At 60.4% G+C, this 19,858-nt stretch carries 16 protein-coding genes, 4 tRNA genes and 1 pseudogene; 11 read left to right on the top strand and 10 right to left on the bottom strand.

The features are described 5' to 3' along the window. Positions 1–70 precede the first annotated feature (70 nt). Positions 71–2,518 (top strand): acyl-CoA dehydrogenase, encoded by a 2,448-nt coding sequence (locus HKK52_RS29050; RefSeq protein ID WP_169373595.1) that lies wholly within the window; start codon positions 71–73, stop codon positions 2,516–2,518. Positions 2,519–2,583: 65 nt separating this feature from the next. Next, the gene (locus tag HKK52_RS29045) at positions 2,584–2,991 is read left to right on the top strand and encodes a PA2817 family protein (RefSeq protein ID WP_054051726.1); all 408 of its coding nucleotides are present in this window, start codon (positions 2,584–2,586) and stop codon (positions 2,989–2,991) included. A 90-nt stretch (positions 2,992–3,081) separates the two neighbouring features. Here the strand turns inward: HKK52_RS29045 and HKK52_RS29040 are convergent, their stop codons facing one another. Continuing rightward, positions 3,082–4,071: a LysR family transcriptional regulator gene (locus HKK52_RS29040; protein WP_169373594.1), complete on the bottom strand. Its 990-nt coding sequence runs from the start codon at positions 4,069–4,071 to the stop codon at positions 3,082–3,084. Positions 4,072–4,160: 89 nt separating this feature from the next. Between HKK52_RS29040 and HKK52_RS29035 the strand changes: the two genes are divergently transcribed. The 4 genes from HKK52_RS29035 (at position 4,161) to HKK52_RS29020 (ending at position 8,235) form a co-directional block, all read left to right on the top strand. Beyond that, positions 4,161–4,787: an alanyl-tRNA editing protein gene (locus HKK52_RS29035; protein WP_169373593.1), complete on the top strand. Its 627-nt coding sequence runs from the start codon at positions 4,161–4,163 to the stop codon at positions 4,785–4,787. 92 nt (positions 4,788–4,879) lie between these two features. Continuing rightward, the gene (locus tag HKK52_RS29030) at positions 4,880–5,650 is read left to right on the top strand and encodes a 2OG-Fe(II) oxygenase (RefSeq protein WP_169373592.1); all 771 of its coding nucleotides are present in this window, start codon (positions 4,880–4,882) and stop codon (positions 5,648–5,650) included. Between the two features lies 1 nt (position 5,651). After that, on the top strand, positions 5,652–6,290 hold the full coding sequence (locus tag HKK52_RS29025; protein ID WP_169373591.1) for a LysE family translocator: 639 nt from the start codon (positions 5,652–5,654) through the stop codon (positions 6,288–6,290). 196 nt (positions 6,291–6,486) lie between these two features. Next, entirely contained in the window at positions 6,487–8,235 is a 1,749-nt protein-coding gene (locus tag HKK52_RS29020; protein WP_169373590.1) for a dipeptidase, read from the top strand. Between the two features lie 107 nt (positions 8,236–8,342). Here HKK52_RS29020 and HKK52_RS29015 read toward each other — a convergent pair. The 4 genes from HKK52_RS29015 to HKK52_RS29000 all read right to left on the bottom strand — a co-directional run bounded on the left by HKK52_RS29015 (position 8,343) and on the right by HKK52_RS29000 (position 8,757). Further along, a tRNA-Gly gene (locus HKK52_RS29015) sits at positions 8,343–8,418 on the bottom strand. A 3-nt stretch (positions 8,419–8,421) separates the two neighbouring features. Next, positions 8,422–8,497 (bottom strand) — tRNA-Glu (locus HKK52_RS29010). 105 nt (positions 8,498–8,602) lie between these two features. Then, a tRNA-Gly gene (locus tag HKK52_RS29005) sits at positions 8,603–8,678 on the bottom strand. Positions 8,679–8,681: 3 nt separating this feature from the next. Further along, positions 8,682–8,757, bottom strand: a tRNA-Glu gene (locus HKK52_RS29000). Positions 8,758–9,149: 392 nt separating this feature from the next. Here HKK52_RS29000 and HKK52_RS28995 point away from each other — a divergent pair. Then, positions 9,150–9,908, top strand: coding sequence for a hypothetical protein (locus HKK52_RS28995; RefSeq protein ID WP_178117470.1), 759 nt, complete (start codon positions 9,150–9,152; stop codon positions 9,906–9,908). A 622-nt stretch (positions 9,909–10,530) separates the two neighbouring features. Here the strand turns inward: HKK52_RS28995 and HKK52_RS33105 are convergent. The 4 genes and pseudogenes from HKK52_RS33105 to HKK52_RS28980 form a co-directional block, all read right to left on the bottom strand. Then, positions 10,531–11,394: a methyl-accepting chemotaxis protein gene (locus tag HKK52_RS33105; protein ID WP_375538749.1), complete on the bottom strand. Its 864-nt coding sequence runs from the start codon at positions 11,392–11,394 to the stop codon at positions 10,531–10,533. Then, positions 11,392–11,616, bottom strand: a pseudogene (locus tag HKK52_RS33100) (HAMP domain-containing protein); the annotation flags it as partial. The pseudogene HKK52_RS33100 and the gene HKK52_RS33105, both read right to left, overlap by 3 nt. Positions 11,617–12,606: 990 nt before the next feature. Next, positions 12,607–14,010, bottom strand: coding sequence for an aminotransferase-like domain-containing protein (locus tag HKK52_RS28985; protein ID WP_169373587.1), 1,404 nt, complete (start codon positions 14,008–14,010; stop codon positions 12,607–12,609). Positions 14,011–14,195: 185 nt separating this feature from the next. After that, on the bottom strand, positions 14,196–14,957 hold the full coding sequence (locus HKK52_RS28980) for an SDR family oxidoreductase (RefSeq protein WP_169373586.1): 762 nt from the start codon (positions 14,955–14,957) through the stop codon (positions 14,196–14,198). A gap of 234 nt (positions 14,958–15,191) precedes the next feature. Between HKK52_RS28980 and HKK52_RS28975 the strand changes: the two genes are divergently transcribed. After that, positions 15,192–16,196 carry an NADP-dependent oxidoreductase gene (locus HKK52_RS28975; protein ID WP_169373585.1) on the top strand — a complete coding sequence of 335 codons (1,005 nt, stop codon included), beginning with the start codon at positions 15,192–15,194 and terminating at the stop codon, positions 16,194–16,196. A gap of 85 nt (positions 16,197–16,281) precedes the next feature. Here the strand turns inward: HKK52_RS28975 and pyrF are convergent, their stop codons facing one another. After that, positions 16,282–16,980, bottom strand: coding sequence for an orotidine-5'-phosphate decarboxylase (pyrF, locus tag HKK52_RS28970; protein WP_169373584.1), 699 nt, complete (start codon positions 16,978–16,980; stop codon positions 16,282–16,284). A 293-nt stretch (positions 16,981–17,273) separates the two neighbouring features. On the opposite strand from pyrF, the gene HKK52_RS28965 reads away from it, so the two are divergent. The 3 genes from HKK52_RS28965 (at position 17,274) to xopAW (ending at position 19,834) form a co-directional block, all read left to right on the top strand. Then, positions 17,274–18,032: a response regulator gene (locus HKK52_RS28965; protein ID WP_169373583.1), complete on the top strand. Its 759-nt coding sequence runs from the start codon at positions 17,274–17,276 to the stop codon at positions 18,030–18,032. Then, on the top strand, positions 18,032–19,081 hold the full coding sequence (locus HKK52_RS28960; RefSeq protein WP_169373582.1) for a sensor histidine kinase: 1,050 nt from the start codon (positions 18,032–18,034) through the stop codon (positions 19,079–19,081). The genes HKK52_RS28965 and HKK52_RS28960 overlap by 1 nt, the downstream gene beginning before the upstream one ends. Positions 19,082–19,198: 117 nt before the next feature. Beyond that, on the top strand, positions 19,199–19,834 hold the full coding sequence (gene xopAW / locus HKK52_RS28955) for an EF-hand domain-containing protein (RefSeq protein ID WP_169373581.1): 636 nt from the start codon (positions 19,199–19,201) through the stop codon (positions 19,832–19,834). The last annotated feature ends 24 nt before the right edge of the window (positions 19,835–19,858 follow it).

Genomic DNA, 19,858 nt, shown 5'->3' with positions numbered 1-19,858 from the left:
CCACCCGAAATTACGGATGCCGTCTAAGCTCTGAACGTTGGTTTTGCCCTGGTTTCACGGAGGATTAAATATGCTGTTGTTGTGGATACTGGTTCTGATCGTCGGCATCGCCTGGTTGGCCCACCGCCGCATCGCCCCGCTGCCGGCGTTGACCATCGTTGCGGTCTATGTGGTGGCAATGGGCGCCTTCAGCCATGCGCCGGGTTGGTTGCTGCTGGTGCTCTGGGTGCTGATTGCCGCCGTTGCGGCACCGCTATTGCTGCCTGACCTGCGCCGCAAATACTTCAGCGCGCCGCTGTTCAGCTGGTTCCAGAAAACCCTGCCGCCGATGTCGCAAACCGAGCGCGACGCGATCGATGCCGGCACGGTGTGGTGGGACGGTGAACTGTTCAGCGGCCGTCCGGACTGGGACAAACTGCTGTCCTATCCAAAAGCGCAACTGAGCGAAGAGGAACAGGCCTTTATCGACGGCCCGACCGAAGAGCTGTGCGCCATGGTCAGCGACTGGCAGATCGGCCAGGACATGGACCTCCCGCCAGAAGCCTGGTCGCACATCAAGGAAAACGGCTTCTTTGCGCTGATCATTCCCAAGGAGTTCGGTGGCAAAGGCTTCTCGGCCTATGCTCACTCCCAGGTCGCGATGAAACTGGCGACCCGCAGCGGCGACCTCGCCTCCACCGTGATGGTGCCCAACTCCCTCGGCCCCGCCGAACTGTTGCTGCATTACGGCACCGACGAACAACGCAACCATTACCTGCCACGCCTGGCCCGCGGCGATGACATTCCGTGCTTTGCCTTGACCGGTCCACTGGCCGGTTCCGATGCCGGCGCGATGCCCGACACCGGGGTGATCTGCAAAGGCGAATGGGAAGGCCAGGAAACCCTTGGCCTGCGCCTGAACTGGGAAAAGCGCTACATCACGCTGGGCCCGGTGGCCACCCTGCTCGGCCTGGCCTTCAAGGCTTATGACCCGGATCATCTGTTGGGCGACAAGGAAGACCTGGGCATCAGCCTGGCGCTGATCCCGACCGACACCGCCGGGGTTGAAATCGGTCGTCGTCATCTGCCACTCGGCGCCGCGTTCATGAACGGCCCGAACTCCGGCAAGGACGTGTTCATCCCTCTGGACTTCCTCATCGGCGGCCAGGAAATGCTCGGCAAGGGCTGGATGATGCTGATGAACTGCCTGTCGGTAGGCCGTTCGATTTCTTTGCCTGCGGTGGGTACCGGCGCGGCGAAGTTCACCAGTCTGGTCACCGGCCAGTACGCCCAAGTGCGGGAACAATTCAATGTGCCGCTGTCTGCCTTCGAAGGCATTCAGGAAGCCATGGCCCGTATCGGCGGCAATGCCTGGATGATGGACGCCGCGCGTATGCTCACCGCCAATGCAGTGGACCTGGGCGAGAAGCCGTCGGTGCTGTCGGCGATTCTCAAGTATCACCTCACCGAACGCGGCCGCGAGTGCATCAGCCACGCCATGGACGTGCATGGCGGCAAGGCGATCATCATGGGGCCGAACAACTACCTCGGTCGCAGCTGGAACGGCGCGCCGATCTTCATCACCGTGGAAGGCGCGAACATTCTTTCGCGCAACCTGATGATCTTCGGCCAGGGCGCGATTCGCTGCCATCCGTTCGTGCTCAAGGAAATGGCCCTCGCCGGTCGTGAAGACAAGGATCAGGCGCTTACCGAATTCGATGGCCTGCTGCTCAAGCACATCGGGTTTGCCGTGAGCAACGCCGCCAGCACGTTGGTGCTGAATCTGGGTTTTGGTCATTTCGATCGGGCGCCGGGCAACTCGCTTAGCCAAGGTTACTTCCGCGCCCTCAACCGTCAGGCTGCGGCGTTCGCCATGCTGGCCGACCTGAGCATGATGCTGCTCGGCGGTGAACTGAAACGTCGTGAACGCCTGTCGGCACGCCTGGGAGATGTGCTCAGCAACATGTACCTCGCCTCCGCTGCGCTCAAGCGTTACCACGACCTCGATTCACCGGACCACATGGCACCGCTGTTCAACTGGGCCATGGAAGAAAGCCTCGGTCAGTCCGAGCGTGCGCTGGATGAACTGCTGACCAACTTCCCGAACAAGGTGCTGGGTTGCCTGCTGCGGGTGATCGTGTTCCCGTTCGGTCGTCGTCACAAAGGGCCATCGGACAAACTCGGCGCCGAAGTGGCCGCAGTCATTGGCCGGGCCAAGGGCGATCCGACCCTCGAAGAGTTGCTCGGCGGTTGCTACCGTCCGCAATCGGCCGAGGATGCCGTTGGTGCCCTGCAACACGCCTGCAACCTGCTGAACGCGGCGCAACCGTTGCAGAAGAAGCTGCACGTGGCGCTCAAAAGCGGCCAGGTCAAACCGGCCGCCGGGGAACACGCCATCGATGCCGCACTGGAAGCTGGAGTGTTGCAACCGGGTGAGGCGCAGACCCTGCGCGACGCCGAAGTGGCGCGGCGCAAGGTGATCGATGTCGATGATTTCGACAAGGAAGAGCTGGCGCTGGCCGACGGAAAGGTCCGCTGATCCTGTAAAAACAGGCGTGGGGGCTTTATACTCCCGCGCCCGTTTTGCTCTTGAGGACTTATCTCGTGTCCAATGTCGTTGCCGATCATCTCGTCTTGCTGGACCACTTGCGCAGCATCCTGGTCGCCGTAGGTGAGGCCGAACAGGTTCCCGAAGAAAGCCATGCCTTGTTCCTGGAGCGCTTCGACGAATTGCGTGCGTTGCTGCCGGTCGATCCGATCGAAAGCCAATACCTGGGCCAGGACATTCTCTGCCAGGTCATCACCCGCTACCCGCAAATCGCCCACCTGGTACCGCGCGACCTGTTGTGGTACTTCGCCGGCGACTGCCTGCACTACATGCCCGATGATGAAATCGACTTGTATCAGGCCCTGGAAGAGCGTCGTTTCGAAGCGGAACAGAACGACGAACCGTTCGACTGGAACCAGGAAAAACAATTGCTGGCGATGTCGCAGGACGACAGCAAGCACTGATCCCGGATCAGGAATACAAAAGGCCCGCATGATGATTCATGCGGGCCTTTTTTTTGTGGCGTCAGCGAGGCTTGCCCGCGAATGGGCCGGTCAGAGCAACCCATCACTCTCCGGCAACTCATACTCCGCCGCGACCTTGCCCGGCTTACCCGGTTTACTCAGCGTCGGCTCTTTCTCCAGGCACTCCACCAGATAATCGATAAACACCCGCAGCTTGGGCGGCAGGTAACGCGTCGGCGAGTGCAGCAACCATGCGCCGCCATGGTACGAAGCCAGAAAAGTCCAGTCGGGCAACACCTGCACGATCAACCCTTGCTCCAATGCATACCGAGCGGTGAAGTACGGCAGGCTGCCAATGCCGATGTGCTGCAACACCGCGCCCAATCGCACACCGGTGTGATTGGCGGCATAACGCCCGCGCACGCCGACGGTCACGGCCTTGCTGCCTTTCTTGAATTTCCAGCGCGCATCGCTCGGGGTTTCGCCCAGGTAGATGCAACTGTGATTGAGCAAGTCATGGGGATGCGCCGGCGTTCCGTGTTCCGCCAGGTATTGCGGCGTTGCGCAGAGCAAGTGGTCGATGGTCAGCAACTGTCGTCCAACCAGCCCTGCGGGCGGGCGATCGGTAATGCGGATCGCCAGATCAACGTTGTCATCGATCAAATCCACCTGCCGATCTTCGAGCAACAGTTCCACATCGACTTTGGGATAACGCCGCAGAAATTCCGGCATATGCGGGTGAATCACAAATCGTCCCACGGCCTTGGGCACGCTGACCCGCACCAATCCTTCAGCCTCGTGGGTGAATTGACCGCTGATTTCCATCACCGACTTGGCCGCGCTGACCATCTCCTGGCAACGCTTGAACACCTCTTCGCCGCCGTCGCTCAGGCGCAACTTGCGTGTGGTGCGCTGCAGCAACCGGGTGGCCAGGGCTTTTTCCAGGCGCGAAATGCTGCGGCTGACCGCCGAGGGCGATGAGCCCAGCTGACGTGCCGCTTCGGAAAAGCTGCCGGTCTCGACAACCTTGACGAAAATCGCCATCTCACCCAGCAGCGGCAGCGGTAGATTTATGCTCACAGCGCAACAGTCCTTTGATGTTTGGACGGATTATCACGCAATTCCACGCTTCATATAATAAAAATAGAATCTTTATAAGGGCATGGAATATGACGCTTCGCCTCTTTTTCCATAGTGATGACCTCAAGGCCGATGTGGAAGTCCTGGATTGCACGCCCCACGAGAATGAATTCGCGGTCGTTTTGCGCGCCACCCTGTTTCACCCCCAAGGCGGTGGGCAGCCCTTCGATACCGGCTGGATCGGTGAAAGCCAGGTGCTGCGGGTGGCCCAGGATCCAGACCGGATCGTCCATTACGTCGACCGGCCGGTAAAAATCGGCATGACCCAGATCCGGGTTGATGAACAACGCCGCCAATTCAATACCCGCATGCATTCGGCCGGTCACCTGATCGGCCACTTCGTCCAGGGACTGGGCTGGATGCCGATCAAGGCCCACCACTGGCCGGGCGAAGGTCGCGTGCAGTTCAAACCGACGGATTCGGCCGAAGAGGTCGAGGCCCAGACTCTTCAAGACGGCATCGCACAGTGGATCGCCGACGACCTGCCGCGCCTGACCTCGCTGCGCGAAGGTGCCCGGGAAATCGGTTTCGGCGAATTGCCCGCCTACGGCTGTGGTGGCACCCATGTACGGAGCCTGAAGGATTTGGGCACGGTCACGATCGACTCCCTTTCACAGAAAAAGGGCACGCTGTCCGTCCACTACCACGTGGACTGAGCTTGTTGGCGATGTCGGCACCGTCATCGCCTGACGCCGGGGGAGCGTGCATTCGCGGGCTCCGTTGACTACTCGATAGATGGACCTAAACCATGATGCTTGACGTCGAGCGTCTCGATGAGACGTGCATAAAAAAACTGGCCAACGAAGAAGTCCTCGCCATCCGCGTCAAAGGCTTTTTGCCTCAACCGCTGGCGGTGCAGATTGGCGACAAGATTCTTGCGCCGGGCTTCGAAGGCTATATCAATGCACCGAGCATCGGTCGCATCGGCATGGCGTTCTACGAAGCGGAAAACCAGCCGCTGCTGATCGAAGACTATTTCGAACGCGCCACCCGCAACATCGAGGAACTGCGCAACCGCTGTGCGCCCTACTCGTCCCCGGTCGACACCCTGCGCTGCATGCTCGACGAGTCCTGGCCGGCGGGTGCCCATCTGGAGAACCTCTACGGGCGCAAGATGTATGTCGGGCTATCACGCGTTGTGAAACCTGGCGTGTGCTTTCTCGCCCATCACGACATTTTTGCCAAGGATGCCCCGGACAGTTTTCAGGCCCGCAGCCTGGAGGCGCAATTCGCCTGCAACGTTTACCTGAACATGCCCACCGAGGGCGGTGCGTTGCAGATGTGGGACCACGACATTTCCCCCGACCGTTTCGATGAAATGCGTGGCGACAGCTACGGCATCGATCCGGCCCTGCTTGGCCCTCCGACCCTGGAGATTCGCCCTGATCCGGGCGATTTCATCATGTTCAATTCGCGCTGCATGCACTCGGTGACCCCAGGCGTGGCCGATCCGCGCTTGAGCCTTTCGTTCTTTGTCGGTTATCGCGGCAATGCTTCACCCCTTACCTTTTGGAGTTGAGATGCTTTCGAATTACCTGGGCGAGTTTCTGGCGCTGGCGACCATCCACTTTCTGGCCGTAGTCGCACCCGGACCGGACTTCGCCGTGACCATTCGCCAGTGCGTGCGCTTCGGCCGGCTGGTGGGCATCTGCACCGCGCTGGGCATCGGTGCGGGGATTTCCGTGCATGTGCTTTACACCCTGCTTGGCGTCGGCGCGTTAATGCACACCACGCCGTGGTTATTGACCGTGGCCAAGGTCGTGGGCGGTGCCTACATTCTGTACCTCGGCGTCAGCCTGCTGCGCAGCAAGCCCAAGACTGCACTGGAAGGCGACAAAGCCGCCGACGAACCGGTGGTGGAACAGACGTTGTTGAAGGCGTTTACCACCGGTTTCCTGACCAACGCGACCAACCCGAAAGCCACGCTGTTTTTCCTGGCGATCTTCACCACCATCATCAGCGCCACGACACCGCTGCAGATCCAGGCGCTGTATGGCTTGTGGATGTGCTTCGTCAATGCGCTGTGGTTTGTGATCGTCGCGTTGTTCTTTTCCAGCGCCCGGATTCGGCTGTTGTTCATGCGCATGGGGCACTGGTTCGAACGCACCATGGGGGTGATTCTGATCCTGTTTGCCGGGCGCCTGATTCTGTCGATGTAGCCCCGCGCCCATACAAAAGGCCCGCTCAGTCAGACTGGCGGGCCTTTTTCGTTTCTGCGTCGCTTTTGCGGTTCTGTGCGACAGTTCCCACTTCTGGGGCTCCCCTACTGCTTCCCCGTGGTGTTAGTTTGGAAACCTTTCTGATTCTTCGATCAGAAATCTCCTACTCACTACCTGCGAAGGAATGCCCCCAGCAATGGATTTTTCTCTCAAGCAACTGGCCGCGACTACCCTGATACTGGCGAGCCTGTCGTCGTTCGCCACGCTGGCGCATGCCAACATCACCCCGCAACAGAGCGCGACCCTCCTCAAGTCTTTCAGTGAAACCTCAGTCACGGATTTCAGGCAGTTCCTGGGTGGCGTGGCCAAGAGCGACCTGGCGAAGACCGCCAACCTCGGCCCGGCCATCAGCGCCTTCCTCGGCAACAAAACCCTTTCTGCCGAACAGCAGAACGAGATCACACGCCTGCTGGGGATTTATGCGCGGGTGAAATATGGCAGCGCGGCCACCGAGACCTTGCGCGAACTGGTGGAAATTCCGACCTTCCAGGTCGAAGGAGTCGCCCAGCACGACAACCCTGAATTCATCAAGATCGCCGACAAGATCAAAAGCCTGGCCCAGGCCTTCAACCTGAACTTTCGCAACATCGACAACCGCGTCTATGAAATCTCCCTCGAAGGCAGCGGTGATGAAGTCGTGGGCATTCACGCCCATGCCGACGTGGTGCCCGTGACGCCGGAGAACTGGGTTCTGAAGGACGGCACCAAACTCGATCCGTTCAAAGTCACCCTGATCGGCGACCGCATGTATGGCCGGGGCACCGAAGATGACAAGAACGGCATCGTGGTCGCGATGTACGCGATGAAGATCATTAAGGAAGAGAAGCTGCCGCTGGCCAGGAATTTCAAGCTGCTGGTGGATACCACCGAGGAAACCACCGGCGACGCCATTCCCTATTACTTCGAACATAACCCGACGCCTAACTACAACCTGGCGTTGGATGGCGGTTACCCGGTGGTGATTGCCGAGAAAGGCTACGGCACCGTCATGGCGAAATTCGCCGTACGCAAGGGCGAAGGCAAAGGCGCCGAAATCATCTCAATGACCGGCGGCATGGCGACCAACCAGATTCCTTCGGCTTCCGTCGCTACCCTGGTCACTGACAAACCCGCCGAACTGGCTGCCAGCCTGCAGAAGGCCGGGGCTGATTATGCCAAGCGCAACAGCGGCAACGGCGGTCACTTCGAAGTGAACGCCAAGGTCGACGGCAAGAACGTCAAGCTGACGGTCACCGGCGTTTCCGCTCACTCCTCCGAGCCCGAGTCCGGTGTAAACCCGGTGGCCAGGATGCTCGTTTTCATCAATAGCCTAGATGGCAAAGTCGCGCTCAAGCACAACCACATCACCGACGCCGCCCGCTATGCCGCCGATAACTGGGGCCTGGATTACCTGGGTGGCAAATTGGGGGTCGGCTTCTCCGATGCCTTCATGGGTCCGCTGACCACGTCCCTGACCTTTGTCGGGATGGATGACAAAACCTTCAAGCTTGCGGTCAACCTGCGTGTGCCGAAGGGCGAGTCCCCGGAAGCGCTCAAGGCGAAAATTGCTGAAAAGATCGGCGCCTGGACCAAGAAAACCCAGGTAGCGGCGACCTTCGACTACTCGATCGCCGAGCCGATGTACCGCAATCCTGAGGGTGAATGGGTCAAGGCGCTGCTGGCCGTGTCCACGGAAAACCTGGGCATGGAACACAAGTTCGGCTCGTCTGCCGGCGCTACGTCCGTCCATGAACTGCCCAATGGCGTGCAATTCGGCCTGGCCAGACCTGAGGTCAAATACACCGGCCACACCGACAACGAGTTCAAGACCGTCGACCAGTTCCTGCTGGACCTGCAGATCGTGACCGAGATGATGGGCCGCGTCGGACAGTTGCCAAAACTCTGATCGCACGTTCGGACCCGCTGCTCTGGCGGGTCCGAATCCTTGAGGTTTCAACAAAAAACGCACAAACAAAAACGCCGCTCATCACTGAGCGGCGTTTTTGTTGAATATGGAGCGGGAAACGAGACTCGAACTCGCGACCCCGACCTTGGCAAGGTCGTGCTCTACCAACTGAGCTATTCCCGCAAATGGCGTCCCCTAGGGGACTCGAACCCCTGTTACCGCCGTGAAAGGGCGGTGTCCTAGGCCACTAGACGAAGGGGACACGCTAACTGAAACACATGGTGTGTATTTCAGTGCCCAAATCCGCATCCGAAGATGTCGGTTCTGGTTTCACTCAGCCTTGCCCGAAAGCAACGCTGTTTAAAATTGGAGCGGGAAACGAGACTCGAACTCGCGACCCCGACCTTGGCAAGGTCGTGCTCTACCAACTGAGCTATTCCCGCATATGGCGTCCCCTAGGGGACTCGAACCCCTGTTACCGCCGTGAAAGGGCGGTGTCCTAGGCCACTAGACGAAGGGGACACACGTACAACATTCACTCCCTACCGCGTTTCGCTGTGTGCTTTACGCTGTAAGTGGCGCGCATTCTATGGATGGATTGAGGGGTCGTCAACCCCCTGATATAAATTTATTTAAATCAATGACTTCGCCCTGCTTTGAGCGGCGAATCGGGGTTTTCCGTCGCCCGGTGTTTGACGCCTATATTCCGGCACCCGCCAAGGCGCTATAGTCCACCCACGCCACAATGATGGCAATGTGCACCATGCACGCTGTTACTTATATAAGCAGGGTTACGGCCGATATAAGAAGAGTCGTGGCCGATTCAACTCGTCGAGCGGCCCTATGCGCCTTCCTGCCAAGCCACTACACTCGCACGCGAACCCTATAAAGAGGTCTTACCGGTGACACCACTCATGATCACCCTGCTAGTCGTAGCCGGGATCGCACTATTGATCGCCATTGGCTACATGAACCATGTGGTGGAAAACAATAAGCTGGAAAAGGCCCGTACCAAGGTTGAACTCAACGACCGCCTGCGCCGCTGCGGCGAAATCACCGAGACCTTCCCCGGTCAGTTGATGACACCTGCACTCAAGCTGTTGTTGACCCGTCTGGAGCTGAACGTCTGCCAGCGCCTGCTGCACCTGGAAAAAACCAACGCTTCGGTCAAGGCCCGCATCGCCGAACTGAACACCCTGGTCGCCCAGGGCGAATCGATCCCGGTCAACAACCCGCCGGCACCGATCCAGACCGAAGCCAAGGCCAAGGACGTGCGCTTCCTGCTCGAAGCCCTGCACGGCCAGATCACCCGCGCCGCCCAGGACGGCTTCCTGCCGACCAACGAAGCCAAGCGCTGGATCCGCGAAGTCCGCCACATCCTGGTCCTGCTGCACATCGAGTTCTTCAACAACCTCGGCCAGCACTCCCTGCAACAAAACCAGCCCGGCCAGGCCCGCCTGGCATTCGAACGCGGTGTGCAATACCTGCGCAAGCAACAGGAACCGCAGCTCTACGCCGAACAACTCGAATACCTGGAAAAACTCCTGGCCCGCGCCAACGCCCAAGTCATGGACCAAACCGCCCCGGCAGAAGGCGAAGTCAACCAATTGACCGAAGGGTTGAAGGACGTCGAGGCTGATGCCGACTGGAAAAAGAAAGCGATTTACGACTGATTGAACCAGTCAGGGAAGAAGCCACCGAGAGGTGGTTTTTTTTTTGCTTTGGATTTGGTGGGGGGAGATCAAAAGATCGCAGCCTTCGGCGGCGTCTACGGGGATTGGTACATCCGATGGTAATGGGGTGGCTGTCAGGCCGCCTTCGCGGGCAAGCCTTGCTCCTACAGAGTTTTGGGGGCATCGAGGTAATGCGGTAGACACAAAACCTGTAGGAGCGAGGCTTGCCCGCGAAGAACGGTAACGCCGTCAACCGCAACAACAGAGCGGCGTACACCACTCATTAGGCCGAGCGTTAGCTCGCCTGCTTTTGATCTACCCGCCCCTTCGGGAGGCCGAGTGGAGGTTCTGCGTAGTGGGCAGCCCGGCATGGATGCCGGGCTAGCCGCCCCCGGCCATGGATGGCCGATGGCGGCGGGCCCACGGAGCAGGACCGGAGCGAGGGAACGCCGAGCCTCAGCGAGGGGCCGGACGCCGGGGCGAGGCCTTTTGGTTACTTTTGGGGCGTTTGCCAAAAGTGACCCGCTGTAAGAGCGGAACCGTAAGTGGCCGTAACCGCAGCAACGGATATGTACTCAACCAACAAGAACCTGGTCGGCCCAAAGGCCGCCAAGGAAAAGCGTCAAAGCCGAAAGTGCCCAACCATCCCCTTCAACTCAATCCCCAACTGCGCCAACTCAATACTGGAAGCCGCATTCCCCTGCATCGCCAACGAAGACTGATCCGCACTCGCCCGAATACTCGTCACACTGCGATTAATCTCCTCAGCCACCGAACTCTGCTCCTCAGCCGCCGCCGCAATCTGCTGATTCATCTGCTGAATCAACGACACCGCCGCCGCAATACTCCCCAACGCACTCTCGGTCTGCAGCGCATCACTCACCGCCAACTTCACCAACTCACCACTGTTCTGAATCTGCTGCACCGACGACTGCGCCGCCGAGCGCAAGGCACTGACCAGCCGCTCAATCTCCTCGGTCGACTGCTGAGTACGCTTGGCCAACGCCCGCACTTCATCGGCCACCACCGCAAAACCCCTGCCCTGCTCGCCCGCCCGCGCAGCCTCGATAGCCGCATTAAGCGCCAACAAATTAGTCTGCTCAGCCACGCTCTTGATCACACTGAGCACCGTGCCAATATTCTGGATCTCCGCACTCAGACTCTCGATACTCGAACTGGCCGAAGTCGCCGAATCCGCCAGTTGCTCGATACGCGCCATGCTCTGGCGCACCACCTGCTGACCGCTCTCGACCTTGTCATCCGCCGTCTGCGCCGCCGTAGCGGCCTCTTCGGCATTACGCGCCACGTCGTGCACCGTGGCGGTCATCTGATTCATCGCCGTGGCGACCTGCTCGGTTTCTTCCTTCTGACTGCTGACCTCCAGATTGGTCTGCTCGGTCACCGCCGATAGCGACTGCGCAGAACTGGCCAACTGCTCGATACCTGCCTGCAAACCACTGACAATACTGCTCAGCCCGGCGCCCATCTGTTGCATCGCCAGCATCAACTGGCCGATTTCATCGCGACGGGTCACTTCCACCGTGGCACTCAAATCACCGGCGGCAATCTGCTGGGCAACACGGATCACGCTGCGCAACGGTGCGACGATCAACCGGGTAATCACCCACGCGGCGATCAGCCCGACCAACAACGCCAGCGCCGAAGAGCCAATGATCAACAACGAATTCTTTTTCAGCTCGACCTGCATCGCCCCGTCTTCGGCCCCATAGGCCTGGTCCACCCGCTCCACCACCTGGCCGGCGCGCTGGTGCAGTTGTTCGTAGACAGTTTTTTCCTGGGCCAGCAGCCCGGTGTATTCGGTGAGCTTCTCGCTGAAGCTGGCAATATGACCGGACACCTCATTGAGGACGGTCTGATAGCCCTCATCCTTGACCGTGGTTTTCAGCTGTTCGGCCTGGGTCAGCGCCTGGTCGGCCTGCTCGATCTTGCCCTTGCCGGCGCTGTCGTCATCCCCCTTGCGACTCTGGTCGAGGCGTACCCGGGCCTCGTTCATGGCCTGCAACATCAACCGCGAGACCTGGCTGACCTGATTGGCCTGTTCGATGAATTGCGCACCGTCCTTGCCTTCGGACTCCTTCAAGGCGTAGGCGCCATCGTCGGCGAGGCCCGCCTGCAACACATCGAGGTTATTGGCCACGCTGGACACCGACCAACTGGCCATTTCCAGGGCCAGGTCCTTGGCCTGGGTCAGCGAGACAAATTCGTCGAAGGCCTTGCGATAGGCGCCAAGCGACAGCTCGACATCATTCATGACCGGCACGTTGGCCGCCGATTGCGCCTTCAACTGAGTCGACAGGGCTATCAGCCCATCAACCCCCTGACGCAGCGCATCGGCGGTTTTCGGGTTGCCGTGCAAGGCGTATTCCTGCTCCAGCAAGCGCACTTTGAGCAAACCGCTGTTGAGCGACGACATTTGCTTAAGCCCGTCGAAGCGATGACTGATGGTTTGCAGGGACCATACGCCAATGGCTGCCACCAAGGCGGTCAACAACAGCACCAGGACAAACCCGATGCCCAGTTTCTTTGCCATACCGAGGTTGGCAAAACGTCCTTGCACGGCCGAAATCATTGCTCGTAGTCCCCTGCCATAGTCTGTAGATGGAGATTCGCAACGGGCCTGTGCCAGCACAAGTCTCTGGCGTCGGAATAATGGCAAAAAGCTACGTCCACGTCGTTTTCAGAACGCTTTAGGTCGATCCGAAGCGGTGGCCTGGAAAAACCGCCGGGCCCGCGGATCGCAGGCATACGCCACATTGATGCGCTGCCAGTCATTGACCTCACCGGTCGGGCTGAAGGCCGTCGGGGAGGACAGCAGGACGCCGAAACGTCGGGCCTGTGCTCGCACCTGAGCGTAGTCGGACATTGGCGATCGCGCCCAGATAAACAAGCCTCCGCAGGGCTTGCCGAACACCTCCCATTCGGCATCCTCAAGCGCCTGCAATGCCGCAGTCCTGTCTACGTTCAGGCGCTGGCGCTGGCGCTGTACCAGTTTGCGATAGGCGCCGGTGGCCAACAGGTTGGCCAGCACCGACTCGCAGAACCGCGATCCGCCCATGCTGCTGATCATCTTGACCTCGGCCAGTCGGGCAATGAGCCCGGCGCTGGCCACCACAAACCCCACGCGCAATGAGCTGCTGAGGGTTTTCGAGAAACTGCCGACGTAAATCACCCGGGCCTCGTCATCCAGCGCGGCGAGGCGCGTGCCGGGACCTTTGTGCATATCGGCATAAACGTCGTCTTCGATGACCAGCACGTCATAAGCCTTGCTCAGTTGCAGGACCTGCTGCGCTACCGCCGGTGTCACACAGCTTCCCGTGGGGTTGTGGTGGTAGCTATTGATAAACATCGCCCGCGGGTTGTGCTTGATCAGCAAACGCTCCAGCACCTGCGTGTCGGGACCTTGCGCGGTACGTGGCACCTCGAGCATGCGCAGCCCGCGCAACCTGAGCAGATCGAACAGTTGAGAAAAACCGGGGCTTTCCACCACCACGCAATCGCCTGGCTTTAGCAGCGTGCGCACGATCAGGTCCAGCCCCTGGCTGGCGCCAGCCGTGGTCAGGATGCAACTTTCGTGCGTCTCGATATTGAGTGGTTTCAAGCGCTTGAGGATCTGCTGGCGCAAGGCGAGCAAGCCCAGCGGCGTGCTGTAATTGAACAGCCCCGCCATGTCGGTGCGGGCCACCTGGCGGATCGAATAGCTGAGGTCGTCCGTCTCGCGCCAGCTTTCGGGCAAGCCACCACACCCCAGCATCAGTTCACCCGACAGGTTCTCGGCGAACCCCGTTTGCAGCACCTCTGCGCCTTCGAAACGAGGGAGATCACCCGTGGGCGACACAACCGGCGCCGACGCGGCGACAAAGAACCCCGAACCGGGACGCGATGCCAGGATCCCCTGGGCGACCAGGCGCTCACAGGCTTCAACGACACTGGACTGACTGAGCAAATTGATTCGCGCGATGTGTCGCACGGAAGGCAAGCGTGTGGCGGGCGGTACCTCGCCTTGACGGATCCAACTCGCCATTGCGTCGACGATTTGCTGTACGACCGGCACCATTGCCTGTCGGTCAATTCTCAATTCCATGAGTAAGCAAACTCCTGTCCATTTTGCTGCGAGCAGTTAATCACAGGAGCGCTCGCCAGGCTGTGCGACAACGCCGCCAAAACCGCCGGTTCTAACCATTTGAAACACATTCCCCGGCGTGTTCACGGAACCATAAAAAAACCCGCACAGGTTGCGGGTCTTTTCCTACAAGGACGTTCCGGATTTCAGAAGGCGGTGACCCCGCCATCCACCGCCAGGGAATGCCCGGTGGTGAACGCTGCACCGTCACTGCACAGGTACAACACGGCGCTGGCGATTTCCTCGACTTTGCCGATGCGCCCGACCGGGTGCATCGCATTGGCGAACTCGGCCTTCTTCGGGTCGGCCTCATAGGCACGACGGAACATGTCGGTGTCGATCACCGCTGGGCACACTGCGTTCACGCGGATCTTTTTCTTCGCGTATTCGATCGCGGCCGACTTGGTCAGGCCGATCACCGCGTGCTTGGAAGCCGCATAAATGCTCATTTTCGGCGCCGCGCCGAGGCCAGCTACCGACGCGGTGTTAACGATCGCACCGCCGCCCTGGGCCAGCAGCAACGGCAGTTGATACTTCATGCACAGCCAGACGCCTTTGACGTTGACGCCCATGATCGCGTCGAACTCATCGATCGAGCCGTCGGCAAGTTTGCCTTTTTCGATTTCGATGCCGGCGTTATTGAAGGCATAGTCAAGACGGCCGTAGGTATTGATCACCTCGTCCATCAGATGTTTTACCTCGGCCTCGACAGTAACGTTGCAGCGCACGAAGGTCGCTTCGCCGCCCGCCGTACGAATCAGCGCCACCGTGCCCTCGCCCCCCGCGGTGTCCAGATCGGCCACCACCACCTTCAAGCCTTCGGCCGCGAAGGCTTGGGCGGTGGCGCGGCCAATGCCATTGGCTGCGCCGGTCACAACAGCTACCTGGCCGGAAAACGTCATGCTCATTATTAGGTCCTCGAAGAGAAGATGCGGGGGATCGCGTGCTTGCAGTCTAGCCACGGCGCCTGGCGCACGGCAGCACTATCAAAAGGCCGGTTGAGCGCCCATGCGTCACAGTGATAGAGGCGCCCGATCAACTATCACTGCACTGGATCGACCTGCATTCGCCGCATCAGCCAACCTTGCGGCATCCGCCATGAAGGTCTATCAACAAAGCTTCATTCATCTTGAGTGCCTGTCATGACTACCCAGACCAATCGCCAATTCCTGCTCGCCAAACGTCCGGTGGGTGCGGCGACCCGCGAAACGTTCACCTTTCAAGAAGTACCGGTCGGCGAGCCGGCGGCGGGTCAGATCCTGGTCAAGAACGAATACTTGTCCCTGGACCCGGCCATGCGTGGCTGGATGAACGAGGGCAAGTCCTACATCCCGCCGGTCGGCATCGGCGAGGTGATGCGCGCCTTGGGCGTAGGCAAAGTCGTGGCGTCAAACAACCCTGGGTTTGCGGTCGGCGACTACGTCAATGGCGCCCTGGGCGTGCAGGATTATTACCTCGGCGAGCCGCGGGGCTTCTACAAGGTCGATCCGAAACTGGCACCACTGCCGCGCTACTTGTCCGCGTTGGGCATGACCGGGATGACCGCTTACTTCGCCCTGCTCGACGTTGGCGCGCCGAAGGCTGGCGACACCGTGGTGCTGTCGGGCGCGGCCGGTGCGGTGGGCAGCATTGCCGGGCAGATCGCCAAGATTAAAGGCTGCCGCGTGATCGGCATTGCCGGCGGTGCGGACAAGTGCAAATTCCTGGTGGATGAACTGGGTTTTGACGGGGTCATCGACTACAAAAACGAAGACGTTTCGGCCGGACTGAAGCGCGAATGCCCGAAAGGCGTGGACGTGTATTTCGATAACGTCGGCGGCGATATCCTCGACGCGGTGTTGAGTCGCCTGGCCCTGAAGGCGCGCGTGGTGATTTGTGGCGCGATCAGCCAGTACAACAACAAGGAAGCGGTCAAAGGCCCGGCCAACTACCTGTCACTGCTGGTCAACCGCGCACGGATGGAAGGCTTTGTGGTGATGGACTACGCCGCGCAATTCGCCGCTGCCGGGCAGGAAATGGCCGGCTGGATGGCCAAGGGGCAGTTGCAGAGCCGGGAAGATATCGTCGACGGACTGGAGACGTTCCCGGAGACGCTGATGAAATTGTTCAGCGGCGAGAATTTCGGGAAGTTGGTGTTGAAGGTTTAAAGCGACAGATCAAAAGATCACAGCCTTCGCCAGCTCCTACAGGGGATCGCGTTTCCCTGTAGGGGCTGGCGCAGCCTGCGATCTTTTAAGCGATTTCGGCTACAACCGCTGCCAACGCCTTGGCCGGATCCGCCGCCTGGCTGATCGGGCGGCCGATCACCAGATAGTCGGAACCGGCATCCAATGCCTGACGCGGGGTCAGGATGCGGCGCTGATCATCCTGGGCGCTGCCCGCCGGGCGAATCCCCGGGGTCACCAGTTGCAGCGACGGATGGGCCGTTTTCAGGGCCTGGGCTTCCAGGGCCGAGCACACCAGACCATCCATCCCGGCTTTTTCCGCCAGCGCGGCCAGGCGCAGCACTTGCTCCTGGGGCTCGATATCCAGACCAATACCCGCCAGATCTTCACGCTCCATGCTGGTCAGTACGGTCACGCCAATCAACAACGGCTTGGGGCCGGTACGCTGGTCGAGCACTTCACGGCATGCCGCCATCATGCGCAGACCGCCGGAGCAGTGCACGTTGACCATCCACACGCCCATTTCCGCCGCCGCTTTCACGGCCATGGCGGTGGTGTTCGGGATGTCGTGGAACTTGAGGTCCAGGAACACTTCGAAACCCTTGTCACGCAGGGTGCCGACGATTTCCGCGGCGCAACTGGTGAACAGTTCCTTGCCGACTTTGACCCGGCACAGTTGCGGGTCCAACTGGTCGGCCAGCTTCAGTGCGGCGTCACGGGTGGGGAAATCCAGGGCGACGATGATAGGAGTCTGGCAGACGGACATGTGCGGGCTCTCAGGCAGGACGAAATCGGCGCGCATTGTAGCGGAACCAGCGCCGCTGCGGGACCCGATGATCGGTAAATCGTCCCGCAACCTCCAGCAAGCCTAGACCCTGCGCCAATTGTGTCGAGCCCGATACACACCGGACACGCCCCCAACAAAGGCCGACGCTACCCTCGGCAGCCGCAACACGTCCTTACAGCACTTCCCGCCTTCGGGCCGGACGCCTATGCTGAAGCCACAACCTCGCAGCCCATCTTTGTGGTTGGCAGCCTACCTGGCAGATGAACCCACGCATGCACAGCACTCAAGCCCCTGTGAACGACGATCAAAAAGCGCCCGCTGACGACAAACGCTGGAGCATTCGCGCCCTGATTGTCGACGATGACGTCCCGATCCGCGAATTGATGATCGACTACCTGGCCCGGTTCAATATCCACGCCAGCGGCGTCACCGATGGCGCAGCGATGCGCCAGGCGCTGCAGGCGGAACATTTCGACGTGGTGGTGCTCGACCTCATGCTGCCCGGCGAGGACGGTTTGTCCCTGTGCCGCTGGCTGCGCGCCGAATCGGACATCCCGATCCTGATGCTCACCGCGCGCTGCGAACCCACCGACCGGATCATCGGCCTGGAATTGGGCGCCGACGACTACATGGCCAAGCCGTTCGAACCGCGGGAACTGGTGGCGCGGATTCAGACGATTCTGCGGCGGGTGCGCGACGATCGCACCGAACAGCGGGCGAATATTCGCTTCGACAACTGGCGCCTGAACAGCGTGTTGCGCCAGTTGATCGCCGCCGATGGCCTGGTGGTGCCGCTGTCCAACGCGGAATTCCGCTTGCTCTGGGTATTTATCGAGCGTCCGCGCCGGGTGCTCAGCCGCGAACAATTGCTCGATGCCGCCCGTGGTCGCTCGATCGAAGCCTTTGATCGCAGCATCGACTTGCTGGTGTCGCGCCTGCGGCAGAAGCTTGGCGACGACCCGAAAAACCCACAGCTGATCAAGACCGTTCGCGGTGAGGGTTACCTGTTCGACGCCCGAGACATCGGCTGATGCGTGCGCGCTTCGATACGCTGTTCGGCCGCCTGTTTGGCGTGCTGCTGATCGCGATCATCCTGGCGCACCTGCTGGCGTTTTTCTGGTTTCACCATTACGGCCCGCCGCCCCCTCCGCCACCGCCCGGGTTTTCCGAGAGCTTCGACGGCCAGCGTCCACCGCTGGACCCACGTTTCGCCAATCGGCCGCCTCGACCGTGGTTCGGCGGGCCGTTGGTGCCGCTGACCTTTCAGTTCGTCTCGCTGATCATCGCCGCCTGGTACGGCGCCAAATTGCTGAGCCGACCGATCCAGCGCCTGAGCGATGCCGCCGAGCGCTTGAGCGAAAACCTCGACAGCCCGCCGCTGGACGAATCCGGGCCACGGGAAGCGCGGCAAGCGGCCCACACCTTCAACAAGATGCAGCGGCGGATTATCGAACAGGTACAGCAGCGTTCGCGGATGCTCGGCGCGGTGTCCCATGACCTGCGCACGCCGCTGTCGCGGCTCAAGCTGCGCCTGGAACAGATTGATGACGACAAGCTGCAAGGCCAGATGCGCCAGGATCTGGACGACATGATCCACATGCTCGATGCCACGCTCACCTACCTGCACGAACATCGCACCAGTGAAGCCCCGCAATGGATGGACGTGCAGGCGCTGGTCGAGTCCCTGAGCGAAAACGCCCAGGACCAGGGGTCGGACGTCCAGGCCAGCGGACATTGCGCGCCGCTGCAAGTGCAGCCGATGGCCTTGCGCTCGTGCATCAACAACCTGATCGACAATGCCCTGCGTTATGCCGGGGAGGCATTGATTACCCTCGAAGACAGTCGAGGGCATCTGGTGATTCGGGTAATCGATCACGGCCCGGGGATTGCCGCGGACAAGCGTGAAGCAGTGTTCGAACCGTTCTTCCGGCTGGAAGGTTCGCGCAACCGCAACTCCGGTGGCGTCGGCCTCGGCATGACCATCGCCCGGGAGGCGGCGGAACGCCTGGGCGGGCAATTGAGCCTGGAAGAAACCCCCGGTGGCGGCCTCACTGCCGTCATCCGCCTACCCCGCACCTGATCCCACCGGCTTCGTGTGTACCGAACGGTACAAACGCCACATACCCACGACAACTTGCCCCTTGAGGCTGCATAAGCCGGTGCACTCACCGGTTTTCCGTCCAAAGGAGTGAGCCCAATGATCGGTAGCGTCAGCAGCAACTACACGAGCTATACCAGCGCGAGCACCAGCAGCACGTCGGCCAACGCCGCCCGCCGTGCACAACTCCAGAAAGAACTGTTCACCAAACTCGACAGCAATAGCGATGGCTCGGTGAGTCAGGACGAGCTGAAAACCGCCCAGTCGGATAAACCCGATAATCGCCTGTTGGCGGACCTGAGCAAGAACTTCACCGACCTCGACAGCGATGACAGCGGCAGCCTGAGCAGCGAAGAAATGGCGGCAATGGCCCCACCGCCACCGCCTCAGGACCAGGCACCGAACACCGACCTGGCCGACGCGCTGCTTGGTGCTTTGGACGCGGACGGCGATGGCAACCTCAGCAGCGATGAACTGAGCAACGGCCTGAGCGCCGCCGGCAGCACGGCCGATAGCAAGGAAATCTTCTCGGCTTTGGACAAAAACGAGGACGGCACTGTTAGCAGCGACGAACTCAAAGACGCCCTGCAGGCGGGCCGTGAAAAAAACAGCGACACCTCCACCCTCCATTCGAACGTCAGCGAAGCCATCAACAAAATGATCGCCAACCTGAGCAAGCAGTATTCACTCGATAACGTGGCCAGCACGGGTAAGTACTTGAACGTCTCGACCTGAGGCAAAAGCTTCGCGGGCAAGCCT

The sequence above is a fragment of the Pseudomonas sp. ADAK2 genome (assembly GCF_012935755.1).
GTDB lineage: Bacteria > Pseudomonadota > Gammaproteobacteria > Pseudomonadales > Pseudomonadaceae > Aquipseudomonas.
Note: the sequence above shows the minus strand (reverse complement) of the source record. Positions and strands in the feature narration are given on the sequence as shown.

Bases quoted from the DNA above. Each gene is read 5' to 3' on its own strand.
- HKK52_RS29050 (WP_169373595.1), top strand. From the start codon at position 71: ATGCTGTTGTTGTGGATACTGGTTCTGATCGTCGGCATCGCCTGGTTG.
- HKK52_RS29035 (WP_169373593.1), top strand. From the start codon at position 4,161: ATGACGCTTCGCCTCTTTTTCCATAGTGATGACCTCAAGGCCGATGTG.
- HKK52_RS29030 (WP_169373592.1), top strand. From the start codon at position 4,880: ATGATGCTTGACGTCGAGCGTCTCGATGAGACGTGCATAAAAAAACTG.
- HKK52_RS29025 (WP_169373591.1), top strand. From the start codon at position 5,652: ATGCTTTCGAATTACCTGGGCGAGTTTCTGGCGCTGGCGACCATCCAC.
- HKK52_RS29020 (WP_169373590.1), top strand. From the start codon at position 6,487: ATGGATTTTTCTCTCAAGCAACTGGCCGCGACTACCCTGATACTGGCG.
- HKK52_RS28995 (WP_178117470.1), top strand. From the start codon at position 9,150: ATGATCACCCTGCTAGTCGTAGCCGGGATCGCACTATTGATCGCCATT.
- HKK52_RS33105 (WP_375538749.1), bottom strand. From the start codon at position 11,394: ATGGGCGCCGGGCTGAGCAGTATTGTCAGTGGTTTGCAGGCAGGTATC.
- HKK52_RS28985 (WP_169373587.1), bottom strand. From the start codon at position 14,010: ATGGAATTGAGAATTGACCGACAGGCAATGGTGCCGGTCGTACAGCAA.
- HKK52_RS28980 (WP_169373586.1), bottom strand. From the start codon at position 14,957: ATGAGCATGACGTTTTCCGGCCAGGTAGCTGTTGTGACCGGCGCAGCC.
- HKK52_RS28975 (WP_169373585.1), top strand. From the start codon at position 15,192: ATGACTACCCAGACCAATCGCCAATTCCTGCTCGCCAAACGTCCGGTG.
- pyrF (WP_169373584.1), bottom strand. From the start codon at position 16,980: ATGTCCGTCTGCCAGACTCCTATCATCGTCGCCCTGGATTTCCCCACC.
- HKK52_RS28965 (WP_169373583.1), top strand. From the start codon at position 17,274: ATGCACAGCACTCAAGCCCCTGTGAACGACGATCAAAAAGCGCCCGCT.
- HKK52_RS28960 (WP_169373582.1), top strand. From the start codon at position 18,032: ATGCGTGCGCGCTTCGATACGCTGTTCGGCCGCCTGTTTGGCGTGCTG.
- xopAW (WP_169373581.1), top strand. From the start codon at position 19,199: ATGATCGGTAGCGTCAGCAGCAACTACACGAGCTATACCAGCGCGAGC.